Origin of the sequence: Kocuria sp. (assembly GCF_030538595.1) — a bacterium.
In the GTDB taxonomy this organism is placed as follows: Bacteria; Actinomycetota; Actinomycetes; order Actinomycetales; family Micrococcaceae; genus Kocuria.
The window spans coordinates 85862-111543 of the sequence record NZ_JAUNTS010000007.1 but is presented as its reverse complement, the minus strand read 5'-3'; the positions used below and the strand labels follow the sequence as shown (position 1 = coordinate 111543).

Below are 25682 nucleotides of genomic sequence, written 5' to 3'. Positions count from 1 at the left end.
TGATCAGGGTACTGCTCGGGCCTGCGGGGTGTTGGCTGATCGTTGCAGTTCCGTGAGTGAGAACCCTCGACCGGGGCAATTTTGGTGACGTATCATCAAATGTGAAGGTGGAGACCACTGAGGCGAACCCCGAGAGGACATCGTGAGCCAGGACAGCACCGACCCCCAGAAGCAGCCGGACCAGCAGGATGCCGGCCCGCAGCACAGCACCCAAGGTGCTTACGTTCACGCAGGTGAGTCCTATGACCGTGACACCAACTACATTGAGGACCGCATTGTGGCTGACCCAGCCACAGCCACAATCCCTGAAGGTGCACGGGCGTGGCCGGTTGAGGCCGGGCGGTATCGGCTGGTGGCGGCACGGGCCTGTCCGTGGGCCAACCGCACCCTGATTGTGCGCCGCCTCTTGGGGCTGGAAGATGCCATCTCCGTGGGGTTGCCCGGACCCACCCATGACGCCCGGTCCTGGGATTTTCAACTGGATGCTGACGGCAAAGACCCGGTGCTGGGAATCGAGCGTTTGCAGGAGGCCTACTTTGCGCGCTTCCCCGACTATCCACGGGGGATCACGGTTCCGGCCGTGGTGGAGATTGAAAGTGGTCAGGCGGTGACCAACAACTTCCCGCAGATCACAGAGGATTTTGCCAAGGAGTGGAGCGCCTTCCACCGCACTGGTGCCCCTGATCTGTGGCCCGCAGAGCTGGAAGATGAGATGCGCGCCGTCATGAAGCGCATCTACACGGAGATCAACAACGGTGTGTACCGGTGTGGTTTTGCCGGTTCGCAGGAAGCCTATGACCAGGCCTATGACCGCCTGTGGGTGGCCATGGACTGGCTGGAGGAACGGCTGGCAGACCGCCGCTACCTGATGGGTGATCACATCACGGAAGCTGATGTCCGGTTGTTCACCACGCTGGTTCGCTTTGACCCCGTGTATCACGGGCATTTCAAGTGCTCCCGCAACAAGCTCACCGAAATGCCCAATCTGTGGGGGTACGCCCGTGACCTCTTCACCACCCCAGGATTTGGCGACACCGTGGACTTTCAGCAGATCAAGGAGCACTACTACGTGGTGCACACGGACATCAACCCCACCCAGATTGTGCCCGTGGGCCCGGATCTGCAGAACTGGTTGCAGTCCCACGGGCGGGAATCTTTGGGTGGTGAACCGTTCGGCGCAGGAACGGCCCCCGGCCCTGTTCCGGAGGGCGAACGGGTGGATCAACGGCACACCCCGCTGCCGGTGTGAGTCCGGTGTGAGTGAGGCGCTGTTGGTGCTCTGGCGGGCGGGTGGATGCACCCGTCATGGGTACGCCCACCCGTATCATGGGAGCACCAGTCCCCGCCCCACCACCAGAAGGAATCCCGTGAGCCCGTTCCGCAATCAACGCGCCGCCGCGCTGCCCGCTCGCCTGTCCCGCTCGGTTTTGCTGGTGGGGGCCTCTGACCCATCCACTTTTCCTGACGCACTGGCATCCGAAGCCGACTCGGTCATCTTTGACATCGAGGACGGTTTGCCGGAGGAGCAGAAAGCGCAGGGGCGTGCGGCGGTGGTGGATGCGCTCAACGACGGCGCCGGTGCCTGGGTTCGCATCAATGACATCACCTCCGAACACTGGCGTGACGATCTGGAGGCTCTGGCCGAAGCCAAGAACCTACGCGGTTTGATGCTGGCCAAAACGGAGCATCCCGATCACATCACCCGCACCGCCATGATGATGCCCGCGGGAACACCCGTGATTGCACTGATTGAATCTGCCGTGGGTCTGGTGAACGCCAACGACATCGCCCGGGCCCCCGGTGTGTTCCGGCTGGCTTTTGGGGTGGGTGACTTCCGCCGTGACACCGGTGCCTCGGATGACCCCATGGCCCTGGCCTATGCACGGTCGGTGCTGGTGGTGGCTTCCCGCGTGGGCCTGCTGCCCGGGCCCATTGACGGTCCCAGCGTGGGGGCACACGGGGATGATCTGGCGAAGGCTTGTGGAGTCACCCAGTCCATGGGCATGACGGGCAAGCTGACGCTGGACCCCCATCAAACCGACGGCATCAACGTTGGGTTGGCGCCGTCCGAACAGGAAATCGCCTGGGCTCGGGAGCTGATCCAAAAGTTCGAGACCGGGGACAATGGCACCATGGACGGCAGCTACTTGCCGCGCTTGGCCCGCGCCCGTAAGGTCTCCGACTTGGCCAAGACATACGGCCTCTGGAACCGCTGAGCGGGCAACCGCTTTCACCCGCCCACTGGTCACCAGCCCCAGGACTCCACAAGCTCCATGAACTCCGGTTGCTCCAGGCTGCTGATGGTCCAGGACGCCGGGACCGGTTCGCCGTCGTGGCTGAGCCCGATCACTCGCATCCCTGCCCGGTTGGCTGCTGTGGCGCCTGCGGGGGAGTCCTCCACGGCCAAACACTGTTCGGGTGCCACTCCCAGCCTGCGGGCAGCCTCCACGTACATGTCCGCGGCGGGTTTGGCGTTTTCGACGTCGTCCGAAGACACCCACGTGTGAACATGATCGGCAATGCCTGTGGCGGTCATTTTGGTGTGCAAAATCTTTGCCGTTGAGTTGGAGGCCACGGCGGTGGGGACAGCGCGTGAAATCCGCTGGACCAGCGCCAGCGCCCCCGGGATGGGTGGCATGCGGCCGGTGAGGATTTCAGCCTCAACCTCCAAGACATCAGCACGAATCTGCTGTGCAGTGGGCTTCTGCTGTGCGGTGGGCTGCACAGACCCGGGTCCTTCAGCCACCAGACGGGCAACCTCCTGGGCAACATCTGCGGCGGACCAGCCCATCAGGCGCCGTTGGTCCTGGGAACTGTAAGGCAGGCCGTGGCGGCGGAAAATCTCCGCCTGAACTTCTGCCCACGCGGATTCGGTGTCCAGAAGAACGCCGTCGCAGTCAAAAACCACCGCAGCGGGCACAAGTTCTGGGTACAACGGGCGTGGGGCGGGGGCAGCAGTGGATTCCATGCCCCCAGCATGCCTGAAGCCAGGTGTGCTGTCAGAGCGCTCGCGGCCCCGGTGAGTGCATTGGGCGCAGGTGCCGGTGGCTGCTGCGGCCCGCGGCCTCGTTAGCATGGAGCCATGCAGTCTTCCGCCTCAGCATCGCCGACTCCCTCAGATCCCCAGAGCACGGGAAGTGCCAGCACCCAGGACGGTGTCGGCGCCGGGCAGGTGAGTGGCGACTCGCTGACCGAATTGGCCGCCGCTTACGGTGTACGCACCCGCTATGACGGGTTCGATGGCGGTGAGGTCACCGTTCCGCAGGCCACCTTGGAAGCCGTGCTGAGCGCACTGGGGGCGGACCTGACGGACGAGGACACCGCGCAGGCATCGCTGGCGGCCAAGCAGGACGAATCCTGGCAAGGGGTCCTCCCACCCGTGGTGGTGACCACGGAGGGTGAACCCACCACGGTTGCGCTGCACATCCCGGTGCAGGAATCGGAGCCTGACGCGGCCATGACAGAGCCTGACGAGGCCATGCCCCAGCCCACGGTGGAGATTCTGGTGGGGGACCAAGTCGTTGCCCTGTCGCATTCGGACACTCCGGCTGAAACCCGGCAGGTCAATGGTGCGGCAGTGCACCGGGTGTTTTTAGACCTGCCCACTGACCTGGCTCCGGAGTGGTACACGCTGCGTGCCGTGGTTGACGGCGACCAGTACAGCACCGAAGTTGCGGTGACCCCGGCACGACTGCGGACAACGGACCGGCTGGAGGGGCGGCGTCGATGGGGATGGGCCGTGCAGCTCTACTCCGTGGCCTCCAACCGCTCCTGGGGAGTGGGCGACATCAACGACCTTGCCGCCCTGGCTGCGATCGGTGGGCAGCAGGGAGCGGACTACATCCTGGTCAACCCGTTGCATGCCTCCGAACCCGTGCCGCCCATTGAGCCTTCCCCGTACCTGCCCACCACACGCCGGTTCTTCAACCCGCTGTATCTGCGTGTAGCCGATGTACGTGAATACGCCTACCTGCGCCCCAGTGATCTGGAAGTGGTGTCCACGTTGGCTGCCCTTGAACGTCGCAAAGTGCTGGATGCGGACCACATTGACCGGGATGGCATTTACGCCGCCAAACTAAAGAGCCTGGAACTGCTCTACACCGTTCGCCGCTCACCGCAGCGCCAACAGCAGCTGGAGAAATTTGTCCGCGACGGCGGTACGCACCTGCAGGACTTTGCGTTGTGGTGCGCGCTGCGGGAGGAACTGGGCGTTGAGCACGAACTGTGGGCCACGGAGGCTGCCACACCGGATGGGCCATATGCTGCCGAGGCTCGGGAACGACTCAAAGACCGCGTGAATTTTTTTGTGTGGCTCCAGTGGTTGCTGGACAACCAGCTGGGGGCGGCCCAACGCGCAGCTCAGTCAGCCGGAATGGAAATCGGCGTCATGCACGATTTGGCCGTTGGCGTCACCAAGGACGGTGCCGATGCCTGGACGCTCCATGACGTCCTGGCCCACGGGGTCTCCGTGGGGGCACCGGCGGACATGTACAACCAGCAGGGACAGAACTGGTCCCAGCCGCCCTGGCACCCGCAAAAACTGGCCCAGGCCGGCTACAAGCCGTGGCGGGAAATGCTGCGGACCATCTTCCGCCACGCCGGCGGCATTCGCGTGGATCACGTGATCGGGTTGTTCCGTCTGTGGTGGATTCCAGAAGGCAACAAGGCTTCCGACGGCGCCTACGTGTACTACGACCATGAGGCGATGGTTGGCATCCTGGCGTTGGAGGCCCAACGCGCCGGTGTGGTGGTGGTGGGTGAGGACCTGGGCACCGTGGAACCATCCGCCCGAGAGTTCCTGTCCGAACGCGGGGTGCTGGGCACCTCCGTTCTGTGGTTTGAACAGGAAGATGGCGCGCCCAAGGATCCGAGCACCTACCGCGTGGAGGCATTTGCCTCCGTGGGCACGCACGATCTTCCACCGACTGCCGGTTTCCTGGAGGGCATTCAGGTGGATCTGCGGGCTGACCTGGGTGTTTTGGAGCGCCCGGTGGAGGTGGAGCGGGCAGAAGCTCAGCGGCAGGTGAGCATGTACCTGGAGGCGGCAGCCGAATCCGGTGATCTTCCCTCGGGACGTCCCCTGGAGGAGCTCAGCGACCAGGAAAAAATCGAAGGGCTGTACCGGTACCTGGCCCAGGCGCCGTCGTTGTTGCATTGTGTGCAGCTGGTGGATGCCGTGGGAGAAAAGCGAGTGCAGAATCAGCCGGGGACCTCGGACGAGTACCCCAACTGGCAGATTCCGTTGGCGGATGACTCCGGCAAGGTGGTTCTGGTGGAAGCCCTGCAGCGCTCTGCGCGAGTGGCCTCCCTGGCTCAGGTCATGAACCAGGCATTGGGTTCAACCGACCGGTCCCACCGCGGCGCCCAAGCTCCCGAGCAACCCCTAACCGTGGACTCGGAGGCCCCCGCCAAACCGTGGCACACGGCAACTCACGAATCACAATCCTGAGCGTGGTGTCTGGCTGACGGTGCATCCTTCCGGATGGTGATTCCCGCCACCGGTGGTTGGCCGGGCGTGCCGCGTCGTCTAGACTTGTCTGTTGTCCCTCATCCGAGTTCACGTACGCTGCACGCCTTTCGGCGCGCGGCTGCCGGGTCAGGGGCAAAAAGTTGCGGGCACGCTACCTCAAGCCTATGATTTTAGGCTGTTGTATGGGGCAGTCCGCACCCGACACCAAGATCTTCACCGTCGTCGTGGCGAACCCGTAACCGGTAGCCACCGTGCGGAGGTCTGTTGGACAGACCCCCGGGTTCATGAACGGTGGTTGCAACAAAAGGGGACGGGACGCTCTACAGGAGCTGCACCGGTGATTCGTTCACCAGTGAGCACCGTGAGAGTTCCGTCATTCGTCGACATTTGGAGGAGAGCACTATGGCAGCGCACTGCCAGGTGACCGGGGCCAAGCCGGGCTTCGGGCACAGCATTTCGCACTCGCACCGGCGCACCAAGCGTCGGTTCGATCCCAACATCCAGAAGAAGCGTTACTGGGTTCCGTCCCTGCGCCGTACCGTCACGCTGAACCTCAGCGCCAAGGGCATCAAGGTCATTGACGCCCGCGGGATCGACGCCGTCGTCGCAGAAATGATCGCCCGAGGGGAGAAGATCTGAGATGGCCAAGGACAAGGACGTACGTCCCATCATCAAGCTGAAGTCCACCGCGGGGACCGGGTTCACCTACGTGACGCGCAAGAACCGCCGCAACAACCCGGACCGGATCGTGCTCAAGAAGTACGACCCCGTTGTTCGCAAGCACGTCGATTTCCGTGAGGAGCGCTGAGTAATGGCTAAGAAGTCCAAGATCGCCAAGAACGAGCAGCGCAAGGTCATCGTGGCTCGCTACGCCGCCAAGCGCGCAGAGCTGAAGAAGACCCTGGTTGACGAAAACGCCTCCCCGGAGGACCGCGAAGCCGCACGCCTGGGCCTGCAGAAGCTGCCCCGTGACGCTTCCCCCGCCCGCGTGCGTAACCGTGACCAGATTGACGGCCGTCCTCGCGGCACCTTCCAGAAGTTCGGAATCTCCCGAGTTCGGTTCCGCGAAATGGCACACCGGGGCGAATTGCCGGGAATCACCAAGTCCAGCTGGTAATTTCCACCTGTAGTGGGTTCTCACTAGGGACCCCAACACAGACCCGACGTTCCAGGAGGACATCAACATGGCTAAGAACCGCAGCGAGATCGTGGCAGAGGTTGCCGAAAAGGCCGGCACCACTCAGGCTCAGGTCAACAGCGTGCTGGACGCACTGTTCCAGTCCCTGGAGACTTCCGTTGCCAACGGCGAGAAGGTCACCATCCCCGGCTGGCTCTCCGTCGAGCGCACCGAGCGCAAGGCACGCACCGGACGTAACCCGCAGACCGGTGAGACCATCAACATCCCGGCTGGTCACAGCGTCAAGCTCTCCGCTGGTTCCAAGCTGAAGGCTGCTGCCTCCGGCAAGTGATCTCCGGCCCACCGACTCATGGTCGGTGACCGAACAACGAGCGGTGACATCCTCCCAGGAGGATGACACCGCTCGTTTTTGTTGACCCTAGTTCCCGGTAGGCGGAGCGGTTGGGACTGGTGCGGTGGGAGTGGTGACGCTGGGACTGAGTTGCCGCGGTGGGGCTGATGCGCGGCGCTGGGACTGAGTGGTGACGCTGGGACTGATGCGATACGACGTCGACCTCCCACCTGGCTGTCCACTTCCCCCAACAGTGCCGAGCTCCCACGTTATAGGCGGTGATCTGGCAGCTGGATGGGAAGTCGAGAGTGAGGGCGGTGCGGCCGGTGCGGCCGGTGCGGCGATGGGGTGGGGTGGGAGCGCGGCGGTGGGGGTGTGTCGAGGTGGGGTGCGCTCCCGGCATAATGGAAGGTGGCGTCACGCGATGAGTGAGCGTTGCGACGTTCGAGCGATGCCACAGGACCGCACTCAGACAGACCACGAGCCCATCAGGGCATGCCGAAAAATCGAAAGGGACGGGCAATGACTGCACGCGCACTGCGCCTGACCCGCGGGTGGGCGGCTGCGTTTGTGGCAACCACCTTTGCGGTCCTGGCGCACGTTGCAGCGGGTGGAGCCTGGCCCCACCCCATGCTGTTCGCGCTGTGCACGGCACTGTCTGCCCCGGTCTGCATGATTCTGGCTGGCCGGAAGATACCGAGCATTGCCCGTGAACGTGGAGAGGTACGGCCCGAATCCTCCGCCCGCACCAGCATGTTTTGCACAGGGAGGTTGGCCAACCGGGCCAAACTCGCCACCTCTGGCAACCTGACCACCTCTGGCACCCCGGCCAACATTGGCAGCCTGGCCACCTTCAAAAGCCTGGCCGGGCTGAGCCTGGCCGTAGCGGGTTCCCAAACTCTTTTCCACATCTTGCTCTCCCTCTCCGGCGGATACGTGGTGGCCGCAGACCACACGGGGCACGCCGCCCATGCGGGCCAAGCGGTGACCTCGGGTGGGCCCGAGCTTGTCCTGGTTCCCGCCGGAGCAGCCACAACATCTGGATCGCAAGCCGGACATGCCGGCCACACCATGCACCTGGGTGATTCAGCATCCGCCATGAGCATGGGTGATCCCGCCGCCGCGAGTGCCGCGCTTCTGGGTGGTCATGCCATGTTGGTGATGCACGTGGTGGCCGCCGTCGTGGCCATTGTGGTGTTGCGTCATGGCGAAGCCGGGTTGCTGCGGACTCTGGCCACTCTGCTGGTCCGCGCCGTCCGCCTGGCCGTGGCCGTGATCATGCCCTGGGTTTCAGTTCGGCCGTGGCAGCCGGGCTTCACGGAGCCGCTGCCGGCCCGCATTCTGGTCTGGGCGCGTGGGGCACTGCAATATCGCGGTCCACCGCGGGCGTTGGCCCTGGCCTGAGCGCTTCACACCAACATCGGTTCTTGAGACAACCGAATTTTCTGGCGTGCCTTGCAAGATGTGCTGCATTGCGGCAGTGAGGACACGTGGTGTTGGCGGCGTGGTTGTTCGGCTGGGGGAACGTTCGCACCGTAACCCGCACGTGCTGACCCGAAACGGGAGCACGCCAGCAGAAGGAAGCACCATGACCACTTTGACCCGTTTTCCCCACCACAAGCAGCAGAACACACCGGGCACTGCCCCGGGGAGGCTTCCCAGACGGGCGCGTCTGGCGCGGCTCGCCGCTGCCGTGGCAACCGCGGGCCTTGTGGCGCTCCCCGGGCCGGTGTGGGCTCATGACACGTTGGTTTCCTCCAACCCGGGCGACGGCGCTCGGGTCACCCAAGCACCCACGGAGGTTGAGCTGACCTACTCGGCCGACCTTCTGGACGTTGGCACGCAGGTGCGCGTGACTGACTCCCAGGGTGCGGATGTCACTGACGGCGAACCACAGGTGTCCGGTACCACGGTCACCCAGGACATCACTCCCGCCCAGACCGAGGACGAGAGCTACACCGTGGTGTGGCGCGTGGTGTCCTCGGACGGGCACCCCATTGAGGGCACATTCAGCTACGACGTCGGCGCCGGCTCCACAGGTGAGGGCACAAGCCCCGCCGGTGCCACCGCCACACCCACCGCAGAGAGTGAGGCCACGGGTGAAACCCTGGCCACACCGGACAGCACCACGACCCAAGACGCTGACGGCGCCCCGGTCTGGCTGTTCGTGGTGGGCGGCGTGGTGCTGGCCCTGCTGGTGCTGGGTGCGGTGGTCCTGGTTCGCCGGATCGGTGGAAGCAACTCCGATCGCTGATTCCTGCCTTGAAGTGGCCTTCTGGCTCGCAACGGTGGCCGAATCAGCACGAACCTGAAATGAGACAACAATGAAGAACATCAAGAACACTGCTGCCCGCCCCGAACTGGGCAGGAAGTCCTCCGGGCGCTTCATGGCGGCTGCGGTGGCCATGGGCGCGCTGGCCCTCAGCGGCTGCGCCAACACCGGCGGTACCGGACAGGCGGCCACCCCCGGTGGCACAGACACCGGTACTGCCACAGCCGCGGCTACGACGCAGAACGCGACCCTCACCGTGGAGCAACCGTGGATGAAGGCTGCGGACTCCGGAATGACAGCTGTTTTTGGCACCCTCACCAACGACGGCGACACCCCCGTCACCCTCACCGGTGCCCAAGCCGACGGCATTTCCGAGTCCGCGGAACTGCATGAAACGGTGATGGATGAAGCCACCGGTTCCACCAAGATGCAAGAGATGACCGAGCCCTTGGTGATCGAACCCGGTGCCTCAGTGACACTGGAACCGGGAGCGGATCACATCATGCTGATGGACCTGACCTGTGCACCCATGGCCGGTCAGAACCTGGAGATCCAGCTGGATTTTGACGGTGGTGACAGTCAGACGGTTGAGGTTCCGGTTCGGGACTATCAGGGCGCGCAGGAAGAGTACGCCCATGAGGACCACGGTGCAGAGCCCTCTGACTCCGCTATCGGTGATGCCGAGCACGGGATGGATGACATGCACGCCACGGAAGGCACCAGCCACAGCAGCCTTCCCATGTGTCAGGATGCCCAGTGAGTTCTGGGTCCGACCCACACCAGGTGCCGGGGGCCGCGCAACATGACAACGCTGCACCCGGCACCGCCGGTGCACGTTCTGCGGGGAAGCCTGATGGTGAACCAAGTGATGCCGTCGGAAAACCCAATGGTGAAGCAAGTGGTGGTGGCGCAAACCGCGGTGGAGTGAGCCGCCGCGGGGCGCTGATCGTGGGCGGCACAGCCGGTGTTGGCGCTGCCGCCGGCCTGGGGGCTGCAGCAGCTCAACGCGCGGGATTGTTCTCCGGGCCAGATGCAGCTGATGGAGCCGGGGAAGCCGGAGACGTTGCGGATGGCGCAATGTTGACCGAGCCGGTGGGAGTCCGGCAGGAGACCTTCTACGGCACACGTCAGGCCGGTGTTGACACCTTGCCGCAGTCCTTTGCCACGTTCATTGCCGTGGACATGGCCCCGGATGCCGACAGTGACACGGTGCGTCGGATGATGCGGGTCCTCACCGTGGATGCCGCAGCCCTCACCGGTGGTGATGCCCCCGTCAACGACCAAGAGCCCGAACTCGCCGTGAACCCGTCCCGCCTGACCGTGACCTTTGGTTTTGGCCCCCGCATCCTGGAGCTGGTGGCACCGCAGCTGACCCCCGAATGGTTGGGTCCGCTGCCTGCCTTCGGCATTGATCAACTGGAAGACCGCTGGAACGACGGCGATCTTCTCCTGCAACTGGGCTGCGAAGACACTGTGAGCCTGGCTCACGCCCAACGCGTTCTGCTCAAGGACATCCGTTCCTTTGGCACGGTGCGCTGGGTGCAGAACGGCTTTCGTTCCGTGCCGGGGGCTGAAGCTGCTGACCCACCCAGCATGCGTAACTTGTTCGGTCAGGTGGACGGCACGGTGGACACCAAGCCCAAGACAGCAGAGCATGAGCAAATTGTCTGGGGCGTGGGGGATTCGGCCTTCAAACCATGGATCACGGACGGCACCTCCCTGGTGCTGCGGCGGATTCACATGAATCTGGACACCTGGGATGAGGCCGACCGCCCGGCACGGGAGGACGCAGTGGGCAGGACATTGGACAACGGGGCGCCACTCACGGGTAGCCAAGAGCACGACGAACCCGATTTTGAGGCGCTGGGCCCGCTGGGTTTCACGGTGATTCCGGACTATTCGCACATTCGCCGCTCCCGCCACCCCGATCCGCGGGTTCGGATTCACCGGCGCCCCTACAACTACGACGTCCCGGTATTTGACGCCGCCGGATTTTCGACCGCCGGGGCAACCTCCGGTGGGGTCAGCGACTCCGGTTTGTTGTTCGCCTGCTACCAGGCGGACGTGGCTCAACAGTTTGTTCCCATCCAACGGCGCCTGGACGAGCTGGACATGCTCAACGTGTGGACCGTGCCGGTGGGATCAGCAGTTTTTGCCATTCCGCCCGGATGCCAAGAAGGTGGTTTTGTGGGAGACGTACTGTTCAACACCGCAGCAGATGCCGGTGACCAGGAAGACGGAGCATGAGTACCAGTTCTAGAACACGGCGTGGCCGGCAGGAGCAGGACCGCACCGATGCAGTGGGGCCGCAGGGAGAGGGGCGCCGGGGCGCCGTCGTCGGTCTCAAACCGTGGTGGTTGACCGGTCCCCTGGTGGCCATGTTGGTGGCCCTGGTACTTGCCCTGGCTTTTTCCGGGGCGGCTGCACCCCAGCAGGTGGCAGATCCCGGTGCCCTGGTGCGCTGGGGTCTGCCGCTGGCAGAAACGCTGCGCAACGTGGCACTGATCAGCACCATTGGCTCCCTGGTCCTGGCGGTGGGCGTGGTGCCGCACACGGTTCGCGCGCCACAGCGTGACAGCCACGGCGAACACTCCCCAGACGACGACGGCGGCGAACACCCCCTGTTCACCCAAGTGCTCCAACTGGCTGGCGCCTCCGCCGTGGTGTGGACGGTGGCTGCCGCCGTGGTGGCAATTTTCACCTACGCGGAAGTCTCCGGTGTGCGGCTCAGCCCCAGTGCCGCCTACACCCAACAGCTCATGAGTTTTGTGACGGAGATTCCAACGGGCCAAGCGCTGGGTGTGGGCGTCATCATCGCCGCGGTGGTCACCACCCTGGTGTTCGGGGTGCGCTCCTTACTGGGGCTGCTGCTGACCACAGCTCTGGCCTGTATTGCCCTGGTCACCATGGCACTCAACGGTCACTCCTCCGGTGGGGATGACCACATGGGCGCCGTGAATTCCCTGGGCCTGCACCTGTTGGGGGTCTGCCTCTGGATGGGCGGTCTGATGGCTCTGGCCTGGATCTCTCCGCTACTGGCAGCCGAGCGCGGCACGGCGCGGTTGCCCATTGGGACGCGCGCTCGCCGGGAGTCGGATTCCGACCATGCCGCCCGCGGGCGGCAGGTTTCGCTGGAAGCCGTGATTCTGAACCGTTTTTCCCACCTGGCCCTGTGGTGTTTTGTACTGGTCCTGGCCTCCGGGGTGATCAACGCGACGGTGCGTATTGGTACGTGGACGCAGCTGACCAGTCCGTACGGGACGCTCGTGATGGTCAAGCTGGTGCTGACCCTGGCACTAGGTGTGGCTGGATACGTCCACCGGCGTGCGGTGATCCCGGCGCTGATCGCGGATCGGATGAGCGGTCGCCGCGCAGTGTGGCAGATCATCCTGGGCGAACTGCTGCTCATGGGGGCCCTGGTGGGGGTGGCTGTGGCTCTGGGTAATTCCGCCCCACCGGTTCCGGAGGACCTGGAGCCGGATGCCACCCCGGCTCGCATTCTGACCTTTTACGAGCTCCCCCCGGAACCCACTTGGGCCAATGCCATCACCCAGTGGCGTCCCGACTGGCTGTGGGTGGCCATCATTGCCCTCTTCGGCATCACCTACGGGTGGGCCCTGTTCAAGCTGGTGCGCACGGGAGGCAAGTGGCCCGTGCTGCGGGCAGTGTCCTGGTACATCGGGTTGATCCTGCTGTTCCTTGCCACCTCCGGCCCCGTGGCCGTGTACGCGCGGGTGCTCTTCAGCTGGCACATGGTGGAGCACATGTCCCTGACCATGATTGTCCCGGTGTTCATGGTGCTGGGCTCACCGGTGACTCTGCTGCTGCGCGCTCTGGAACCACGCCAGGACGGCACTCGCGGACCGCGTGAATGGATCCTGCGGCTGGTGCACTCCACGTGGGGCAAGATTGTGACCAACCCGATTTTTGCCGCGGTGAACTTTGCCGGCTCCATTGTGCTGTTCTACTTCACGCCGCTGTTGGGCTTCACACTGCGCACGCACGTGGGGCATGAGTTCATGATGGCCCACTTCCTGTTCACCGGATACATGTTTGCGCTGGTGCTGGTGGGGCAGGACCCCATCCCCAAACGGCCCGCGTACTTCATGCGGCTGATCATGCTGATTGCCACCATGGTTTACCACGCCTTTGTGGGAGTGGCCATCATGGGGATGGACATGCTCCTGGAAGCCTCCTGGTTCGGCAACATGGGACATGACTGGGGGATCACCGCCATTGAGGATCAGCAGCGTGGCGGCGCTTTGATGTGGGGCATTGGAGAGCTACCCACCGCCATCCTGGCCGTGGTGGTCATGATTCAGTGGTCCATGGCGGGCAACAAGGAAAACAAACGCGTGGATCGGGAAGCCGACCGCACGGATGACGCCGAACTGAAGGCCTACAACCAGATGATGGAGCAACTGGCAGAACAGGACGCTCGGCGCCAGTGATGCCGGACCCGCGGCTCCCCACCCCAGCCCAACCAGGCAGCCACTCCGGGCCATGGGCACCAGCCCGGCCGTGACAACCGGTTCCGGAACGGATAATTGACGCGGCGAGCGCATCCGGAATAGTTCCGGGTGAACCCTTGGTTGCACCCAACGGCAAGGCACACTCCGAAAGGACCATCATGACCGGCATCTCGCGCGTGCGCGCCTCTGAACTGACGGGGCGTACTTGGCTCAACACCGGGGGAGAGGACCTGGATTGGCACAAGCTGCGCGGCAAAATTGTGATTCTGGATTTCTGGTCCTTCTGCTGTATCAACTGCCTGCACGTGCTGGATGAACTGCGGCCGTTGGAAGAGCAATACCGGGACGTCCTGGTCACGGTGGGAGTGCACTCACCCAAGTTCGAGCACGAAGCGGACCCGGATGCTCTGGCCGCTGCCGTGGACCGCTATCACATTCACCACCCCGTCCTTGACGACCCCGAGTTGGTCACCTGGGATGCTTTCACCGCCCGGGCCTGGCCCACGCTGGTGGTGGTGGACCCGGAGGGCTACATCGTGGCGCACCTCTCCGGTGAGGGCCACGTTCAGGGGCTGGTTTCCCTGGTGGAAGACCTGGTGGCTCAGCACGAGGCCAACGGAACCCTGCACCGCGGTGACGGTCCCTACGTTCCGCGTCCTCAACCGGAGGGTGATCTCCGGTTCCCGGAGAAGGCCATTTTGCTGGAGGATCACAGCCTCCTGGTGGCAGACACAGGGCATCACCGTCTGGTCCAGTTGGAAGAAGACTTGACCACGGTCCGGACCACTTTCGGGTCCGGCACCAAGGGTCATCACGACGGCGATTCCGCCACCGCCCAGTTCAACGAACCCCGCGGACTGGCGTTGCTCCCGGCTGAGGTGCGGGAACAGGTGGGGTACGACGTCGTTGTGGCTGACACCGTCAATCACCGCCTGCGGGGGTTGAACCTCGGCACGGGAGAGATCAGCACAGTGGCGGGCAACGGCGTGCAGCGATTGCTGGATTCGGCGCGCGCCCAGGGCGTGGACCCTGACTTCATTGCAGCCGGGGCGGATCCGCTGACTGTGGCGCTGTCCTCCCCGTGGGATGTGCTGTGGTCGGTGGCCACGGACCAACTGATTGTGGCCATGGCGGGTACGCACCAGATCTTCGGTTTTGACCCGCGCACGGGCGCGCTGTCCGTGGTGGCCGGAACCGGTGACGAGGGGCTTCTGGACGGGGCCGCGCGCAACGCTTGGTTTGCCCAAACATCGGGTCTCACGGAAGCTCCCGACGGCTCCATCTGGATGGCCGATTCAGAATCTTCCGCCGTGCGTGCCCTCCGGGTGCAGGGCAACGCCGTAACCACCGCGGACACCGCCGTGGGGCTCGGCCTCTACGACTTCGGCTTCCGCGATGGCGATTCCCAACAAGCTCGCCTGCAGCATCCCCTGGGGGTGGCGGCCCTGCCGGATGGTTCCGTGGCGGTGGCGGACACCTACAACGGGGCGATCAGGCGGTGGCAACCAGCCGGCACGGAAGCGGTGGGGCACTTGTCCACGCTGACCCGTGGTCTGGAAGAACCATCGGATGTGTTGTTGGATCTGGCTGCGCCAACGCCGGTACTGATTGTGGTGGAAACCAACCAGCACCGTGTGGTGCGGGTACCCGTTCCCGCTCAGGCATTGGAAGCCGTGGACGAGGGGGCTTCCGTCTCCCAACGTCAGCGCACCCCCGTGGCACCCGGTGCATTGCGAATAGATGTTCGGTTTGCAGCGCCCGCGGGGCAGAAGTTGGATGACCGGTGGGGAGATCCCACCCAGTTGAAGATCACCACGTCCCCGCCGGAAGCCTTGGCCGGTGGGGACGGTACAGCGCAGGGGTTGCAGCGTGAGCTGACCCTGGCTGACGGTGTGACGGAAGGCGTTTTGCACATCACGGCCCGGGCTGCGGCCTGCGACGGTGAACCCGGCGGTGAAATCCCCGATCACGCCGCCTGCCACCTCTATCAGCAGGACTGGGGCATCCCGTTCACGGTGGTGGACGGAGCGGAGGACTCCCTCACCTTGGAACTGCGCGGGTTGAACTGAGCCCCGCCGGGCACAAGAGGATACTGCGCCAGGCAGTGCACAAGGTGGTGCTGTGCCACGTAGTGCCTGCAGGGTTGTGCCGGTAGGTGTCTGTCCCGCATCCGGTGGTGCTGCGGGACAGATGCTGTCACTTGCAGTGGTCGGCGGCCGGTGATCGGCAGTCAGCGGGTGACGATCACTGTGTCGGCGTCGTTGAATCCGATGGTGGCCTGATAGGTGAAGGGCACGCGCTCGGTGACTTTCTCCGTGGTGCCGTCGTAAAGATCCACGGACGTGAAGCTGACTTCAGCCACCCCGTTGGCCTTGGACATGTACCAGCCGGTGGCGGTTTTGGCGGAGACAGAGATCTTGGGGGTGGGTGCCTCCACGATTTTCCACGTGGGGGTGCCTTGAACGCGACCATCGAATTCGTAGGAGAACGGGCAGCCGGAAGGGTAGAGCGTCTGCTGATCCGTGCAGGTTTTCAGATCAGCGGTGATCGACTGCTGCACCTGGTCTTCCATGGCTTGGGAGGGGGTGGGGGTCAAGGTCACGGATTCCCCTTGATCCGGGGAGGTCAGGGCCACGGATTGGGGGTCGGCATCCACGTATTCGGAGGCATAGGACGCGGTGTAGACCCCCGGTGGCAGGGCCGCGAACTCTTGCGTGGAGTTCGGTAGCGCGGCAGACGTTCCATTGATGTCCGCGCTGGTCACCCCCGGCATGGAAACTGTCAGGGTGGGCAGGGGAGTTTGGTCAAAGGCCCACACCGTGAAGAAACCCCACTGGGTGTCGGCGGGATGCAAGTGATACTCCGTGGACTGTGGTTCACCGTCCAGGGTGTATTCGGCTCGAACCACCGCGCTGTCCGCATCCTGGGACACCGTGGATATCCTCACGTCCTCCAACGTTTCAGTGGCCTGTTTGAGGGCGTCGCCATCCAGCAGGGTGGCGTCCGTGCCGTCGGGGACCTGGGCGTTGATGGCTCCCAGGGCGCGGGCGCCGTCGCCGTCCTCCAGGTGGTTGAAGTAGGACCGCACATCAGTTTCCGGGCCGTACATGTACTTGTTGACCAGGGAAATCGTCACCCATGCTGCGGCAATGGCCAAGAGCACCATGAGCAGCCACACCAGCAGCGCCCGACTTACCCGATCGTTACGTTCCATCCGCACCACGGTAGTCCACATTGTGCCCAGACCCGCGTTGGTGACGGCCCTGTTGCTAGGGTCGGACGTGCTTTGTCACCAGCTGTTGCGCTCGCATCAACCGCACTGAGCTGCGCCACAGGCGTTGCGCGGCAGCACCCCTACTGCAAGGAGCCCACCCGTGGCCGACAACATCCGTCACATCCCTGAGCGGTTCGGTCCCGTGCAGCGGGTGTGGCATCCGCGGATCAGCTCCATGGGACGGCGGATCCTGGCTTGCCTGCCCGCAGCCTTCCTGGGGTTGGTCTGCCTGGTGATGTTGTGGATGCGGCGGCCGACGCCCGCGATTTCGGCGATCATCGTGGTGGTGATCCTGGTGTGCATCGCATTGTGCTGGGTGTGGCTGCGCCCGAACACCGTGGCGGTGACCGCCACGCACGTGTTGGGCTCCCGCGCTGTGGGCTTCAGTAATGCGGCGCGGGAGAAGGCGCGCAGCGTCGTCGTGGTGGAATCTTTGGAGCGGCCCGGTTTTTCGGCTCAACGCGGTGGTAAGGCGCCCAAACGGGGATTTGCCCGCCCGTATCTCTGGTTGGTTGACCACGCCGGCAAGCCCATTTTCAGGCTGGACGGCACGGTGTGGGATGCCCGTTCCATGAATGAACTGGCTGACCAGCTGGGCGTTGCGGTCAATCGAATCCAACGGGTGGAGCCCAAGGAACTGGCCCAGGCCTGGCCCAAACTCGTCACACCCCTCATGCGCTACCCGTGGATCAAGTCCGTGTTCACGGGGGCGCTGCTGGTCGGAACCGTGGCTGCGGTCTACTGGTTGGCCTGGAACGCCTAAAAGGGAAAGCCGTGCGCAGTTTGATACCCCATCAGAGGTGATGGGGTATCAAACTGCGCACGGCTTTCGGTGGGCGCAGATCAGGAGTCGTGCTGCTTGAGCCGTTCGATCTCGGCCTTGCGCTCCTCGTTGGCCTCGCGGGTCAACTCCGCACCGGCTTCCTCGTCCCGGGTCAGGTTCAGACCGGACTCGGGATCAAAGATGTGCATCTTGCGGGTGTTGACCCACAGGCTGGCAGTGCTGCCACCCCGAATGCGGGAGGAGGCATCCAGTTCGACGACGACGGTGGCCGGCATCTCGTCCGCATCCAAGTCCTTGGCCAACTCATCCAGCTTGGCCTTGACGTCCTGGTCCTGCTCATAGCGGACGTAGCCGTACTGCTGGTTGCCCAACCATTCGGTGTGGGACAGCTCGGCCTCGAACGTGGCACCCTTGGCGGCCCAGGGGGAGTCCTGGACATCGCGGGCATCCGCAAAGTGCTCGGGGCGGACACCAAGGATCAACAGCTCGCCAGCCTGATCCAGCTTGCCCTGGGCATGTTCCGGAACCGGGATGTCGCCGATCGGGGTGTGGAACGTGTTGCCGTCACGGCGGGCCGGCAGGAAATTCATGGACGGGGCGCCAATGAAGCCCGCCACGAACAGGTTTGCCGGCTGCTCGTAGAGCTCACGCGGGGAGGCGATCTGCTGCAAACGGCCCTTCTTGAGCACGGCCACACGGTCGCCCAAGGTCATGGCCTCGGTCTGATCGTGGGTCACGTACAGGGAGGTGATGCCCAGGCGGCGCTGGAGCTGCGCAATTTCGGTGCGCATCTGACCACGCAGCTTGGCGTCCAGGTTGGACAGGGGCTCATCGAACAGAAACGCGTCCGCATCACGAACGATCGCGCGGCCCATGGCCACACGCTGGCGCTGACCACCGGAGAGGTTGCCCGGCTTGCGCTCCAGGTGATCGTTGAGGTCCAACAGCTCAGAGGCGTTGCGGACCTTCTTGTCGATCTCGTCATCGGAGAACTTGCCCTTGGCCAGTCGCAGCGGGAAGGCAATGTTCTCGTACACCGTCAGGAACGGGTAGAGGGCGTAGTTCTGGAACACCATGGACAGATTGCGCTGGCGCGGTTCCTTCTCATTGACGCGCTTGCCGTCAATCATCAGATCCCCGGAGGTGATGTCCTCCAGACCCACCACCATGCGCAGCAGGGTGGATTTACCGCAGCCGGACGGGCCAACCAGGATCAGGAACTCGCCGTCGGCGATTTCAATCGAGACGTCGTTGACCGCAGGGAAACCGTCGTCGTACTTCTTGACGATGTTGTTCATCGTGATGGATGCCATTTTGATTTGCCTCTCAGAGACTCAATGTGAGGTGTCGGTCAGGGGGTGAGCGGGGCTGATCAGCCCTTGACCGCACCCTGGGTCAGGCCGGCGACGATCTGACGCTGGAAGGCCAGCACCAGGAGGATGACCGGGATGGTCACCACGATTGCCGCGGCGGAGATGGCACCGGCGGGATCCTCGAACTGGGAGGCGCCGGTGAAGAAGGCAAGGGCTGCCGGGACCGGGCGTGCTGCACCCGTGGAGGTCAGACCGATACCGAACACAAAGTCGTTCCACGCAATGAAGAACGCGATGATCGCCGTGGTGAACACACCCGGTGCGGCCAGCGGAACAATCACCTTCCGGAATGCCTGGAAAGAGGTTGCCCCGTCCACCTGAGCGGCGCGTTCCAGATCCCAGGGGATCTGCTGGAAGAACGCGGCCAGGGTCCAGATGGAGATCGGCAGGGTCAGTGACAGGTACGGAAGGATCAGACCCAACCAGGTGTCGTAGAGCCCAACCTGGCGCCACACGTTGAACAGCGGGGTCACAATCGAGACCACGGGGAACATGGACACGGCCAACGCGGTGATCAGGATGATCCGCTTGCCGGGGAAGTCCAGGCGAGCAATCGCGTAAGCACACAAGGTGGCCAGAATCACGGCTATGGCCGTGGCAATCAGCGTGATGCCGATTGAGTTACGCAGTGCCGGAAGGAACAGGCTCTGCGCCGAACCGGTGAAGATCATCTCGTAATTCGCCCACGTGAAGCTGCTGGGCAGGAAGCCACCGGCCTGCAAGTCCGCATCCGATTTGAACGAGTTCATCAGGATGGACAGAACCGGGAAAAGGCTCCAAATCAGGACGACGACGATTGCAATCGCCCAACCGAGTTTCTGCTTGGTAGTCATGTCAGCCCTTACCTCCAGCCAGGTCGACCTTGAACACCTTGATCGCGGTGAAGGCGATCAGCAGCACGCAGACAAACAGGATCACGGACACGGCGGAACCGAGACCGATCTCCAAGCGCGTGATGGAGGTGCGGTAGGCCAGCAGGGAAAGTGTCTCCGTGCCGTACTGACCGTTGGTCATGATGAATACGTTGTCAAAGATGCGGAAGGCATCCAGGGCGCGGAAGACCACCGCAACCATGATCGCTGCCTTCATGGAGGGCAGGGTGACCTTGTACATCCGCTGCCACCAGCCGGCGCCATCCACCTTGGCGGCCTCATTCAGCTCACCGGGAACCTGGGCCAGACCGGCCAGCAGGAGCAGGGAGATGAACGGGGTGGTCTTCCAGATTTCGGAAGCCATGATGACGATCAACGCCGACCAGCCTTGGCCGAACCAGTTGAAGTCCGGGCCGATGACCGGCAGCCAGGACAGCCAGTTGTTGACGTAACCGGTGTTGATGTCAAAGGCGTAGAACCAGGCGAAGGCCGAAACCACGGTGATGATGCCGTAGGGCACCAGGATGGCGGTACGGATCACGCCGCGGAAGGTCTTGAGCACGCTGTTCATCACCAGGGCCAGGGCAAAGCCCAGCACCAGTTCCACGGCCACGGTCACCACGGTGATCAGGACCGTGACGCCCAGCGCGGGCCAGAAAACGTCAGCGCTGGTCAAGACGGTCCAGTAGTTCTGCAAGAACACGAAAGACCGGTCATCCGGTGCCGTCAGACGGTAGGAGAACATGGAGTCCCACAGCGCCTGGACAATCGGGTACATGGTCACCAACAGCATGACCAGGAAGGCAGGACCGGCCAGCATCCAACCCAGGCGGCGTTCTGCGCGCGTGCGGTCGGAGATGGGGGCCTTGCTCTGCTTGCCTTCTTTGTCGCCCCGACGCGTGGGGGCTTGCTCAGAGGCGGTGCTCATAGCAGCGACTCTCCCTTCAGCACGGACATGATGAACTCATCGGTGGTCCCCGGAGTGTTCTCATTGACGTTGTAGATTGGTGTCCAGTTCTGCTGGATACTCTCTGAGATTTCGCTGTAGTACGGCGTCTGAGGACGCGGTGCCGCGATCTCAATTGAATCCCGGATGGTGCTATACATGGGGAAGGCGTCCTGCACGTCAGGGTCGTCATATGCCGATGCAGATGATGCGGGGTTGCCGTTGGTCACCATGTACTGGGCCTGGTTTTCTGGGCTCACGATGCACTGGATGGCATCCCATGCTTCATTCTGGTGCTGAGATTCGGCACCAACACCCAGGTTGATACCACCCAGCGGAGGGGCAGCCTCAGTATCCGCATTCACGCGGGGCCACGTGGTCCACGCAAAATCGTCCAGTACAGACTGGTCCACGGATCCCTGTTCCACGGCACCCGCGGTTGCCGAGTAGACGAAGGGCCAGTTGACCATGAAGGACCCGTTGTCACCGCGGAACTGCACCATGGCAGCATTCTCATCCTGGGAGGAGATACCGGGGCCACCCAGGCCCTTTTCGCCGATGGTGCCCACAATGTTGGCAGCCTCACGGCCGGCTTCCGAATCCAGATCAAGCTGAATGGTGTCCACGGAAGAGGGGTCTCCACCGACGATGTGTCCACCGGCAGATTCGACCAAACCATTGACCCACACGGTCATGGATTCGGCCTGTGTGCCCTGGACGCCCAGGTACTTGTCCTGGGATTCCGCGGCGTCAATGATCTGCTGCCAGGTCACAGGCTGGGACATGTCCAAACCTGCGGCCTCGGCCACGGACTTGCGGTAGAACAGCAGCTGCGTGTTGGCCCAGAACGGCACCGTCACGTATTCGCCGTTCCACTGCGCACCCGCGGCAGCACCTTCAAGAGTGTCACTGGTGGTGCGCTCAATGACGTCCGATGGTGGTGCAGCCAAAAAACCGGGCTCAGCCAGTTCAGGGATGAACGGCGGGTCCAGGCTCATGATGTCCATGGTGGTGTCACCGGCTGCCAGGCGGCGGGCCAACTGCTCTCGTTGGCTGGCGGCGTCACGGGGCAGCAGGGAAGTGCTGATGTTGTAGGCCCCGTTCGAGGCATCTGAACACTGCTGGGCAAGCTCAGCCTGTCCGCCGTCGTCCGGGTTGATGTACCACGTCAGTTGGACGGTGCCGCCGTCATTGGATGAGCAACCTGCCATCACGAATGCGCCGACCGCCGCCACCGCAACCGCGCGCAGGGCGCGCCTGTGGGGTTTTGCTGTCACGAGTTTCCTCCGTTGTTCTCTTGCGCAGAGGAATCACCCGTAAATCCCCGGACAGTCCTCTGACAGTGAGCCAGGGTACTCCGCAGTGTGAAGCTGGACACAATCGAGAGTTACGTATTTCTGAGGTTGCTCCCAGCTGACGCCAAGGGTTTCGTGAAAAGGGCACGGGGTGCTAGGGCTGCTGCGTGCGTGAACCTGTCCCGCATTTATTGCCGTGCGAGGACCATGGCGGCGGTGTTGAACGGCTCTCTTCCGTGCTGACCTGTTGAAATGGTGGCCTGTGTCAGGCCAGAAGAAGTGCCACCAAGGCCATGGTCACCATGGCCACCACGGAGGTCACCAGCACCACATCGCGGGTCACGGGCTCCGCAGTTCTGTAACGAACGGCCGCAACGTAGACATTTTGGGCGGTTGGCAGGGAGGCCATCAGGACAACTCCGAACAGGGCTTGGCCTTCCAGCCCCAGGGCCACCCCACACAGCCAGGCCAGTCCCGGCATGACCAAGAGTTTCAGCACACTCAGTACGGCCACCTGGAATTTGTGGGCGCGGGTCCCCTGTAGGGGTTTGTGCTGCGTGAGGGACATGCCAAATGCGGCCAACATGCAGGGGATGGCAGCACCGGCGATCAGCTCCACCGGTTGCAGCACAATTTCTGGCAGTTGCCATCCCGTGGCGGCAAACAGCACACCCAGCAGGGAGCCCATCACCATGGGGTTGGTGAAGACGGAACGCACAATCGAGCCGATGTTGGGGCGCCTTCCCAGTACCGCTATGTCCATGACGGTCAGGTACACCGGAGTGTTGATGGCCAGCTGGAACAGGATCACGGGCACCACGTAGGAGGCATCACCCAAAACGAACGTGGTCAGAGGAATACCAAGGTTGGCCGAGTTCACCTGGGAGGCCGCTTGCCCGGACATGACCACCTGCCCCAGTCCGGGGCGGTGCTCTTGATCCCGGATGACGACGCCGTCGCGCACCGTGGGCGCCCTTCTGCCAGGGCGCTTGGGGTCACGGCGGGCACGTAACCACGAGTAGGCCGCAAAGAGCCCCCACCACAGGGCCACCGTGGACCAGGCTGCAACTGCGGCAACCACCAATGGGATGGAGAGGATCACGGCGATCTCGGCTTCCGAGACCGTGAGGAACAACAGGCAGGGGGATGCCACCCAGAAGGCGAACTGACTCAAAACACGTTGAGCGCTGTCCCCCAAAACCCCGGTGCGGGCCACCAGTGTGCCCACCAGGATGATGGTCCAGATGACGGCGAAACCCGCCAGCACCCCCGCCACTGAGATTAGTGACCGCTGATCGCACCGGCAGGGGTGCGAACGTTGTCCAGCACGGCCTCGGCGGGGTCATCACCCACGTGGACCATGCGGTTCTGGGCATCAACGTGCACCACGTGGGGTACGTGAGCGCGAGCTTCGGCGTCGTCCATCTGGGCGTAAGCAATCAAGATCACGGTGTCACCGGGGTGCACCAGGTGCGCTGCGGCACCGTTGATCCCGATCACCCCGGAGCCGCGGACACCGGCAATGGTGTAGGTCTCCAGGCGGGCGCCGTTGGTGACGTCAACAATCTGCACCTGCTGTCCGGGCAGGATGTCGGCAGCCTCCAGCAGGTTCAGGTCAACGGTCACCGAACCCACGTAGTTCAGATCCGCGTGGGTCACGGTGGCGCGGTGAATCTTGCCAGTGAACATGGTGCGCAACATGGCGCCTCCGTCGTAGTGCTGAGGCCCCAGGGGACCGGATGAGGATGATGTGAATTCTGCGCCGGGTGATCCGGCGCACTCAGGGATTGAGGATAGCCACCAGGAAGTCGCTGTCCCGGCGGTAGGGGTGCATCTCCCAGGTGGCAAAACGCTGAACAGAGCTGAACCCAGCTGATTCGGCGTCGTCAAAAAACTGTTGGGGGTCGTAGCCGCGGGTGGTGCCGAATCCCACCACGGCCCGACCATCCGGGCTCAGGTGCCGCCGGAAGCCTTCCAGGACCGCGCGGTGGGTGCCGGCGGCCAAAAATGTCATGACATTTCCGGCGCACACAATGGCCTTGAATCCCTCAGTATCATCGGCGTCTGCGTGCGCGTGCACAAGGTCCAAGACCTCCAAGTGCGCAAGATCTCCGTGCAGCCACATTCCGTCCGGGTGATCCTGGGTGGCTGCTGTGATCAGCACGGGGTCAACGTCCACACCCACCACGTGATGGCCGCGGCGGATCAACTCACCACCGATCCGCCCAGGGCCGCAGCCCGCATCCAGAATTCTGCTTTCGCGGGGCAGCATGGCATCAACAAAACGGGCCTCACCGTGAAGATCTGCACCAGCTTCGCGCATCTTCTGGAAGCGTTCGATGTAGCGGTTGGAATGAGTGGGGTCGCGTTCCACCACGGATTCCCACAGGGTGATCAATCGGTCGGCCGGTGCTCCCTGCGGGGCCAATGGTTGCTGAGTTGGCCCGGAGTTTCCGGTGCTCTCCACGGGATCTCCTTCCGGGTGCAGCGGGGGTTGATGCAGTTGGAGTCACGGTGTGGCTCGCACGCAAAAACGCCCGTAGACAATGTGAGTGACCACGGGCGCTCAAGGCGTTTGGAGCGGCTGACGGGAATCGAACCCGCGTATCAGGCTTGGGAAGCGTGCGCTCTACCATTGAGCTACAGCCGCATTGAACTCAGATTCTTCAATCTGTGCACAGTGTGCATCTTGCACGGCTTGACTGTAGTGAGCTGGTCACAATGGCGTCAACTCACGGACGGTTCTTGGGTGCCGCGGCAGTGCACGTTCAGGAGGCTGCTGGGGTGGGTGCGCTAGCGTGGGCGGCGTGCTGCTCTCTGATCGTGACATACGCGCTGAACTGGAAGCCGGACGGGTTGAACTGGAGCCTTGTGTTCCGGAGATGATCCAGCCTTCCAGTATTGATGTTCGCCTGGACCGCTTTTTCAGGCTCTTTGACAACCACAAGTACGCGGTGATTGACCCCGCCCAGGACCAACCGGATCTCACCCGGCTGGTGGAGGTGGACCCGAACGAACCGTTCGTGCTGCATCCAGGTGAGTTCGTTCTGGGTTCCACGTACGAGAAGGTGACGCTGCCGGACGACGTCGCCGCCCGCCTGGAAGGCAAGTCCTCCCTGGGGCGGTTGGGGCTGCTGACCCATTCCACCGCAGGTTTCATAGACCCCGGTTTCTCCGGGCACGTGACGCTGGAACTGTCCAACATGGCTACCTTGCCGATCAAGCTCTGGCCGGGTTCCAAAGTGGGGCAGTTGTGCTTCTTCCGCCTGTCCTCACCGGCCGAGTACCCGTACGGCACGGGGGATCACAAGAATCGGTACCAGGGGCAACGCGGCCCCACGGCCTCCCGCTCCCACCTGAACTTCCACCGCACCCAGATCTGACCCCCACCCCCGCCTGGCCTCGACTGCCGAGTGTCCGTTTTTGGTCGTTTCTGCTGCCCCACAACGACCAAA

Annotated in this window: 25 protein-coding genes and 1 tRNA gene; 16 read left to right on the top strand and 10 right to left on the bottom strand. The window is 63.5% G+C overall.

Annotated features, from left to right (window positions below; all coding sequences use genetic code 11):
• Nucleotides 1-142 precede the first annotated feature (142 nt).
• Nucleotides 143-1249, top strand: coding sequence for a glutathione S-transferase family protein (locus Q4G32_RS07735; protein WP_303350522.1), 1107 nt, complete (start codon nt 143-145; stop codon nt 1247-1249).
• A gap of 118 nt (nt 1250-1367) precedes the next feature.
• Nucleotides 1368-2216: an HpcH/HpaI aldolase/citrate lyase family protein gene (locus Q4G32_RS07730; RefSeq protein ID WP_303350520.1), complete on the top strand. Its 849-nt coding sequence runs from the start codon at nt 1368-1370 to the stop codon at nt 2214-2216.
• Between the two features lie 29 nt (nt 2217-2245).
• On the opposite strand, the gene Q4G32_RS07725 is transcribed toward Q4G32_RS07730, so the two are convergent.
• Nucleotides 2246-2968 carry an HAD family hydrolase gene (locus tag Q4G32_RS07725; RefSeq protein ID WP_303350518.1) on the bottom strand — a complete coding sequence of 241 codons (723 nt, stop codon included), beginning with the start codon at nt 2966-2968 and terminating at the stop codon, nt 2246-2248.
• A 114-nt stretch (nt 2969-3082) separates the two neighbouring features.
• On the opposite strand from Q4G32_RS07725, the gene malQ reads away from it, so the two are divergent.
• From malQ to Q4G32_RS07665, 12 genes are all read left to right on the top strand, one after another.
• A complete protein-coding gene (gene malQ / locus Q4G32_RS07720) occupies nt 3083-5449 on the top strand; it encodes a 4-alpha-glucanotransferase (RefSeq protein ID WP_303350517.1) in 2367 nt (788 codons plus the stop codon).
• A 423-nt stretch (nt 5450-5872) separates the two neighbouring features.
• Nucleotides 5873-6109: a 50S ribosomal protein L28 gene (gene rpmB, locus Q4G32_RS07715; RefSeq protein WP_047692204.1), complete on the top strand. Its 237-nt coding sequence runs from the start codon at nt 5873-5875 to the stop codon at nt 6107-6109.
• Between the two features lies 1 nt (nt 6110).
• Complete coding sequence (gene rpmG / locus Q4G32_RS07710; protein ID WP_022872124.1) at nt 6111-6278, top strand: 50S ribosomal protein L33; 168 nt, start codon at nt 6111-6113, stop codon at nt 6276-6278.
• A 3-nt stretch (nt 6279-6281) separates the two neighbouring features.
• Nucleotides 6282-6587, top strand: coding sequence for a 30S ribosomal protein S14 (rpsN, locus tag Q4G32_RS07705; protein WP_047692206.1), 306 nt, complete (start codon nt 6282-6284; stop codon nt 6585-6587).
• 67 nt (nt 6588-6654) lie between these two features.
• On the top strand, nt 6655-6939 hold the full coding sequence (locus tag Q4G32_RS07700) for an HU family DNA-binding protein (RefSeq protein WP_047692207.1): 285 nt from the start codon (nt 6655-6657) through the stop codon (nt 6937-6939).
• Between the two features lie 522 nt (nt 6940-7461).
• Nucleotides 7462-8343: a hypothetical protein gene (locus Q4G32_RS07695; protein ID WP_303350515.1), complete on the top strand. Its 882-nt coding sequence runs from the start codon at nt 7462-7464 to the stop codon at nt 8341-8343.
• 184 nt (nt 8344-8527) lie between these two features.
• Entirely contained in the window at nt 8528-9193 is a 666-nt protein-coding gene (locus tag Q4G32_RS07690; protein WP_303350514.1) for a copper resistance CopC family protein, read from the top strand.
• A 70-nt stretch (nt 9194-9263) separates the two neighbouring features.
• Nucleotides 9264-9971: a copper chaperone PCu(A)C gene (locus Q4G32_RS07685; protein ID WP_303350513.1), complete on the top strand. Its 708-nt coding sequence runs from the start codon at nt 9264-9266 to the stop codon at nt 9969-9971.
• A 42-nt stretch (nt 9972-10013) separates the two neighbouring features.
• The gene (locus Q4G32_RS07680) at nt 10014-10139 is read left to right on the top strand and encodes a hypothetical protein (RefSeq protein WP_303350512.1); all 126 of its coding nucleotides are present in this window, start codon (nt 10014-10016) and stop codon (nt 10137-10139) included.
• A complete protein-coding gene (locus tag Q4G32_RS07675; protein ID WP_303350511.1) occupies nt 10136-11458 on the top strand; it encodes a Dyp-type peroxidase in 1323 nt (440 codons plus the stop codon). The genes Q4G32_RS07680 and Q4G32_RS07675 overlap by 4 nt, the downstream gene beginning before the upstream one ends.
• Nucleotides 11455-13662 (top strand): cytochrome c oxidase assembly protein, encoded by a 2208-nt coding sequence (locus tag Q4G32_RS07670; protein ID WP_303350510.1) that lies wholly within the window; start codon nt 11455-11457, stop codon nt 13660-13662. Before Q4G32_RS07675 ends, Q4G32_RS07670 begins: the two co-directional genes overlap by 4 nt.
• Before the next feature lie 179 nt (nt 13663-13841).
• Entirely contained in the window at nt 13842-15752 is a 1911-nt protein-coding gene (locus Q4G32_RS07665) for an NHL domain-containing thioredoxin family protein (RefSeq protein ID WP_303350509.1), read from the top strand.
• A 161-nt stretch (nt 15753-15913) separates the two neighbouring features.
• On the opposite strand, the gene Q4G32_RS07660 is transcribed toward Q4G32_RS07665, so the two are convergent.
• On the bottom strand, nt 15914-16897 hold the full coding sequence (locus Q4G32_RS07660; RefSeq protein ID WP_303350507.1) for a hypothetical protein: 984 nt from the start codon (nt 16895-16897) through the stop codon (nt 15914-15916).
• Between the two features lie 160 nt (nt 16898-17057).
• Here Q4G32_RS07660 and Q4G32_RS07655 point away from each other — a divergent pair, with 160 nt between their 5' ends.
• The gene (locus Q4G32_RS07655) at nt 17058-17720 is read left to right on the top strand and encodes a hypothetical protein (RefSeq protein ID WP_303350505.1); all 663 of its coding nucleotides are present in this window, start codon (nt 17058-17060) and stop codon (nt 17718-17720) included.
• Between the two features lie 80 nt (nt 17721-17800).
• On the opposite strand, the gene Q4G32_RS07650 is transcribed toward Q4G32_RS07655, so the two are convergent.
• The 8 genes from Q4G32_RS07650 to Q4G32_RS07615 all read right to left on the bottom strand — a co-directional run bounded on the left by Q4G32_RS07650 (nt 17801) and on the right by Q4G32_RS07615 (nt 24877).
• The gene (locus tag Q4G32_RS07650) at nt 17801-19054 is read right to left on the bottom strand and encodes an ABC transporter ATP-binding protein (protein ID WP_303350503.1); all 1254 of its coding nucleotides are present in this window, start codon (nt 19052-19054) and stop codon (nt 17801-17803) included.
• 59 nt (nt 19055-19113) lie between these two features.
• Nucleotides 19114-19947 (bottom strand): carbohydrate ABC transporter permease, encoded by an 834-nt coding sequence (locus tag Q4G32_RS07645; protein ID WP_303350501.1) that lies wholly within the window; start codon nt 19945-19947, stop codon nt 19114-19116.
• A gap of 1 nt (nt 19948) precedes the next feature.
• Nucleotides 19949-20914, bottom strand: a complete 966-nt coding sequence (locus Q4G32_RS07640; RefSeq protein WP_303350499.1) for a carbohydrate ABC transporter permease — start codon at nt 20912-20914, stop codon at nt 19949-19951.
• Nucleotides 20911-22209, bottom strand: a complete 1299-nt coding sequence (locus tag Q4G32_RS07635) for an extracellular solute-binding protein (protein WP_441327479.1) — start codon at nt 22207-22209, stop codon at nt 20911-20913. The genes Q4G32_RS07640 and Q4G32_RS07635 overlap by 4 nt, the downstream gene beginning before the upstream one ends.
• A 283-nt stretch (nt 22210-22492) precedes the next feature.
• The gene (locus tag Q4G32_RS07630) at nt 22493-23503 is read right to left on the bottom strand and encodes an AEC family transporter (protein WP_303350497.1); all 1011 of its coding nucleotides are present in this window, start codon (nt 23501-23503) and stop codon (nt 22493-22495) included.
• Between the two features lie 5 nt (nt 23504-23508).
• Nucleotides 23509-23928 (bottom strand): aspartate 1-decarboxylase, encoded by a 420-nt coding sequence (gene panD / locus Q4G32_RS07625; RefSeq protein ID WP_303350495.1) that lies wholly within the window; start codon nt 23926-23928, stop codon nt 23509-23511.
• 79 nt (nt 23929-24007) lie between these two features.
• Nucleotides 24008-24694 (bottom strand): class I SAM-dependent methyltransferase, encoded by a 687-nt coding sequence (locus tag Q4G32_RS07620; protein ID WP_303350493.1) that lies wholly within the window; start codon nt 24692-24694, stop codon nt 24008-24010.
• A 109-nt stretch (nt 24695-24803) separates the two neighbouring features.
• Nucleotides 24804-24877, bottom strand: a tRNA-Gly gene (locus Q4G32_RS07615).
• A 157-nt stretch (nt 24878-25034) separates the two neighbouring features.
• Here Q4G32_RS07615 and dcd point away from each other — a divergent pair.
• Complete coding sequence (gene dcd / locus Q4G32_RS07610) at nt 25035-25610, top strand: dCTP deaminase (RefSeq protein WP_303350491.1); 576 nt, start codon at nt 25035-25037, stop codon at nt 25608-25610.
• The last annotated feature ends 72 nt before the right edge of the window (nt 25611-25682 follow it).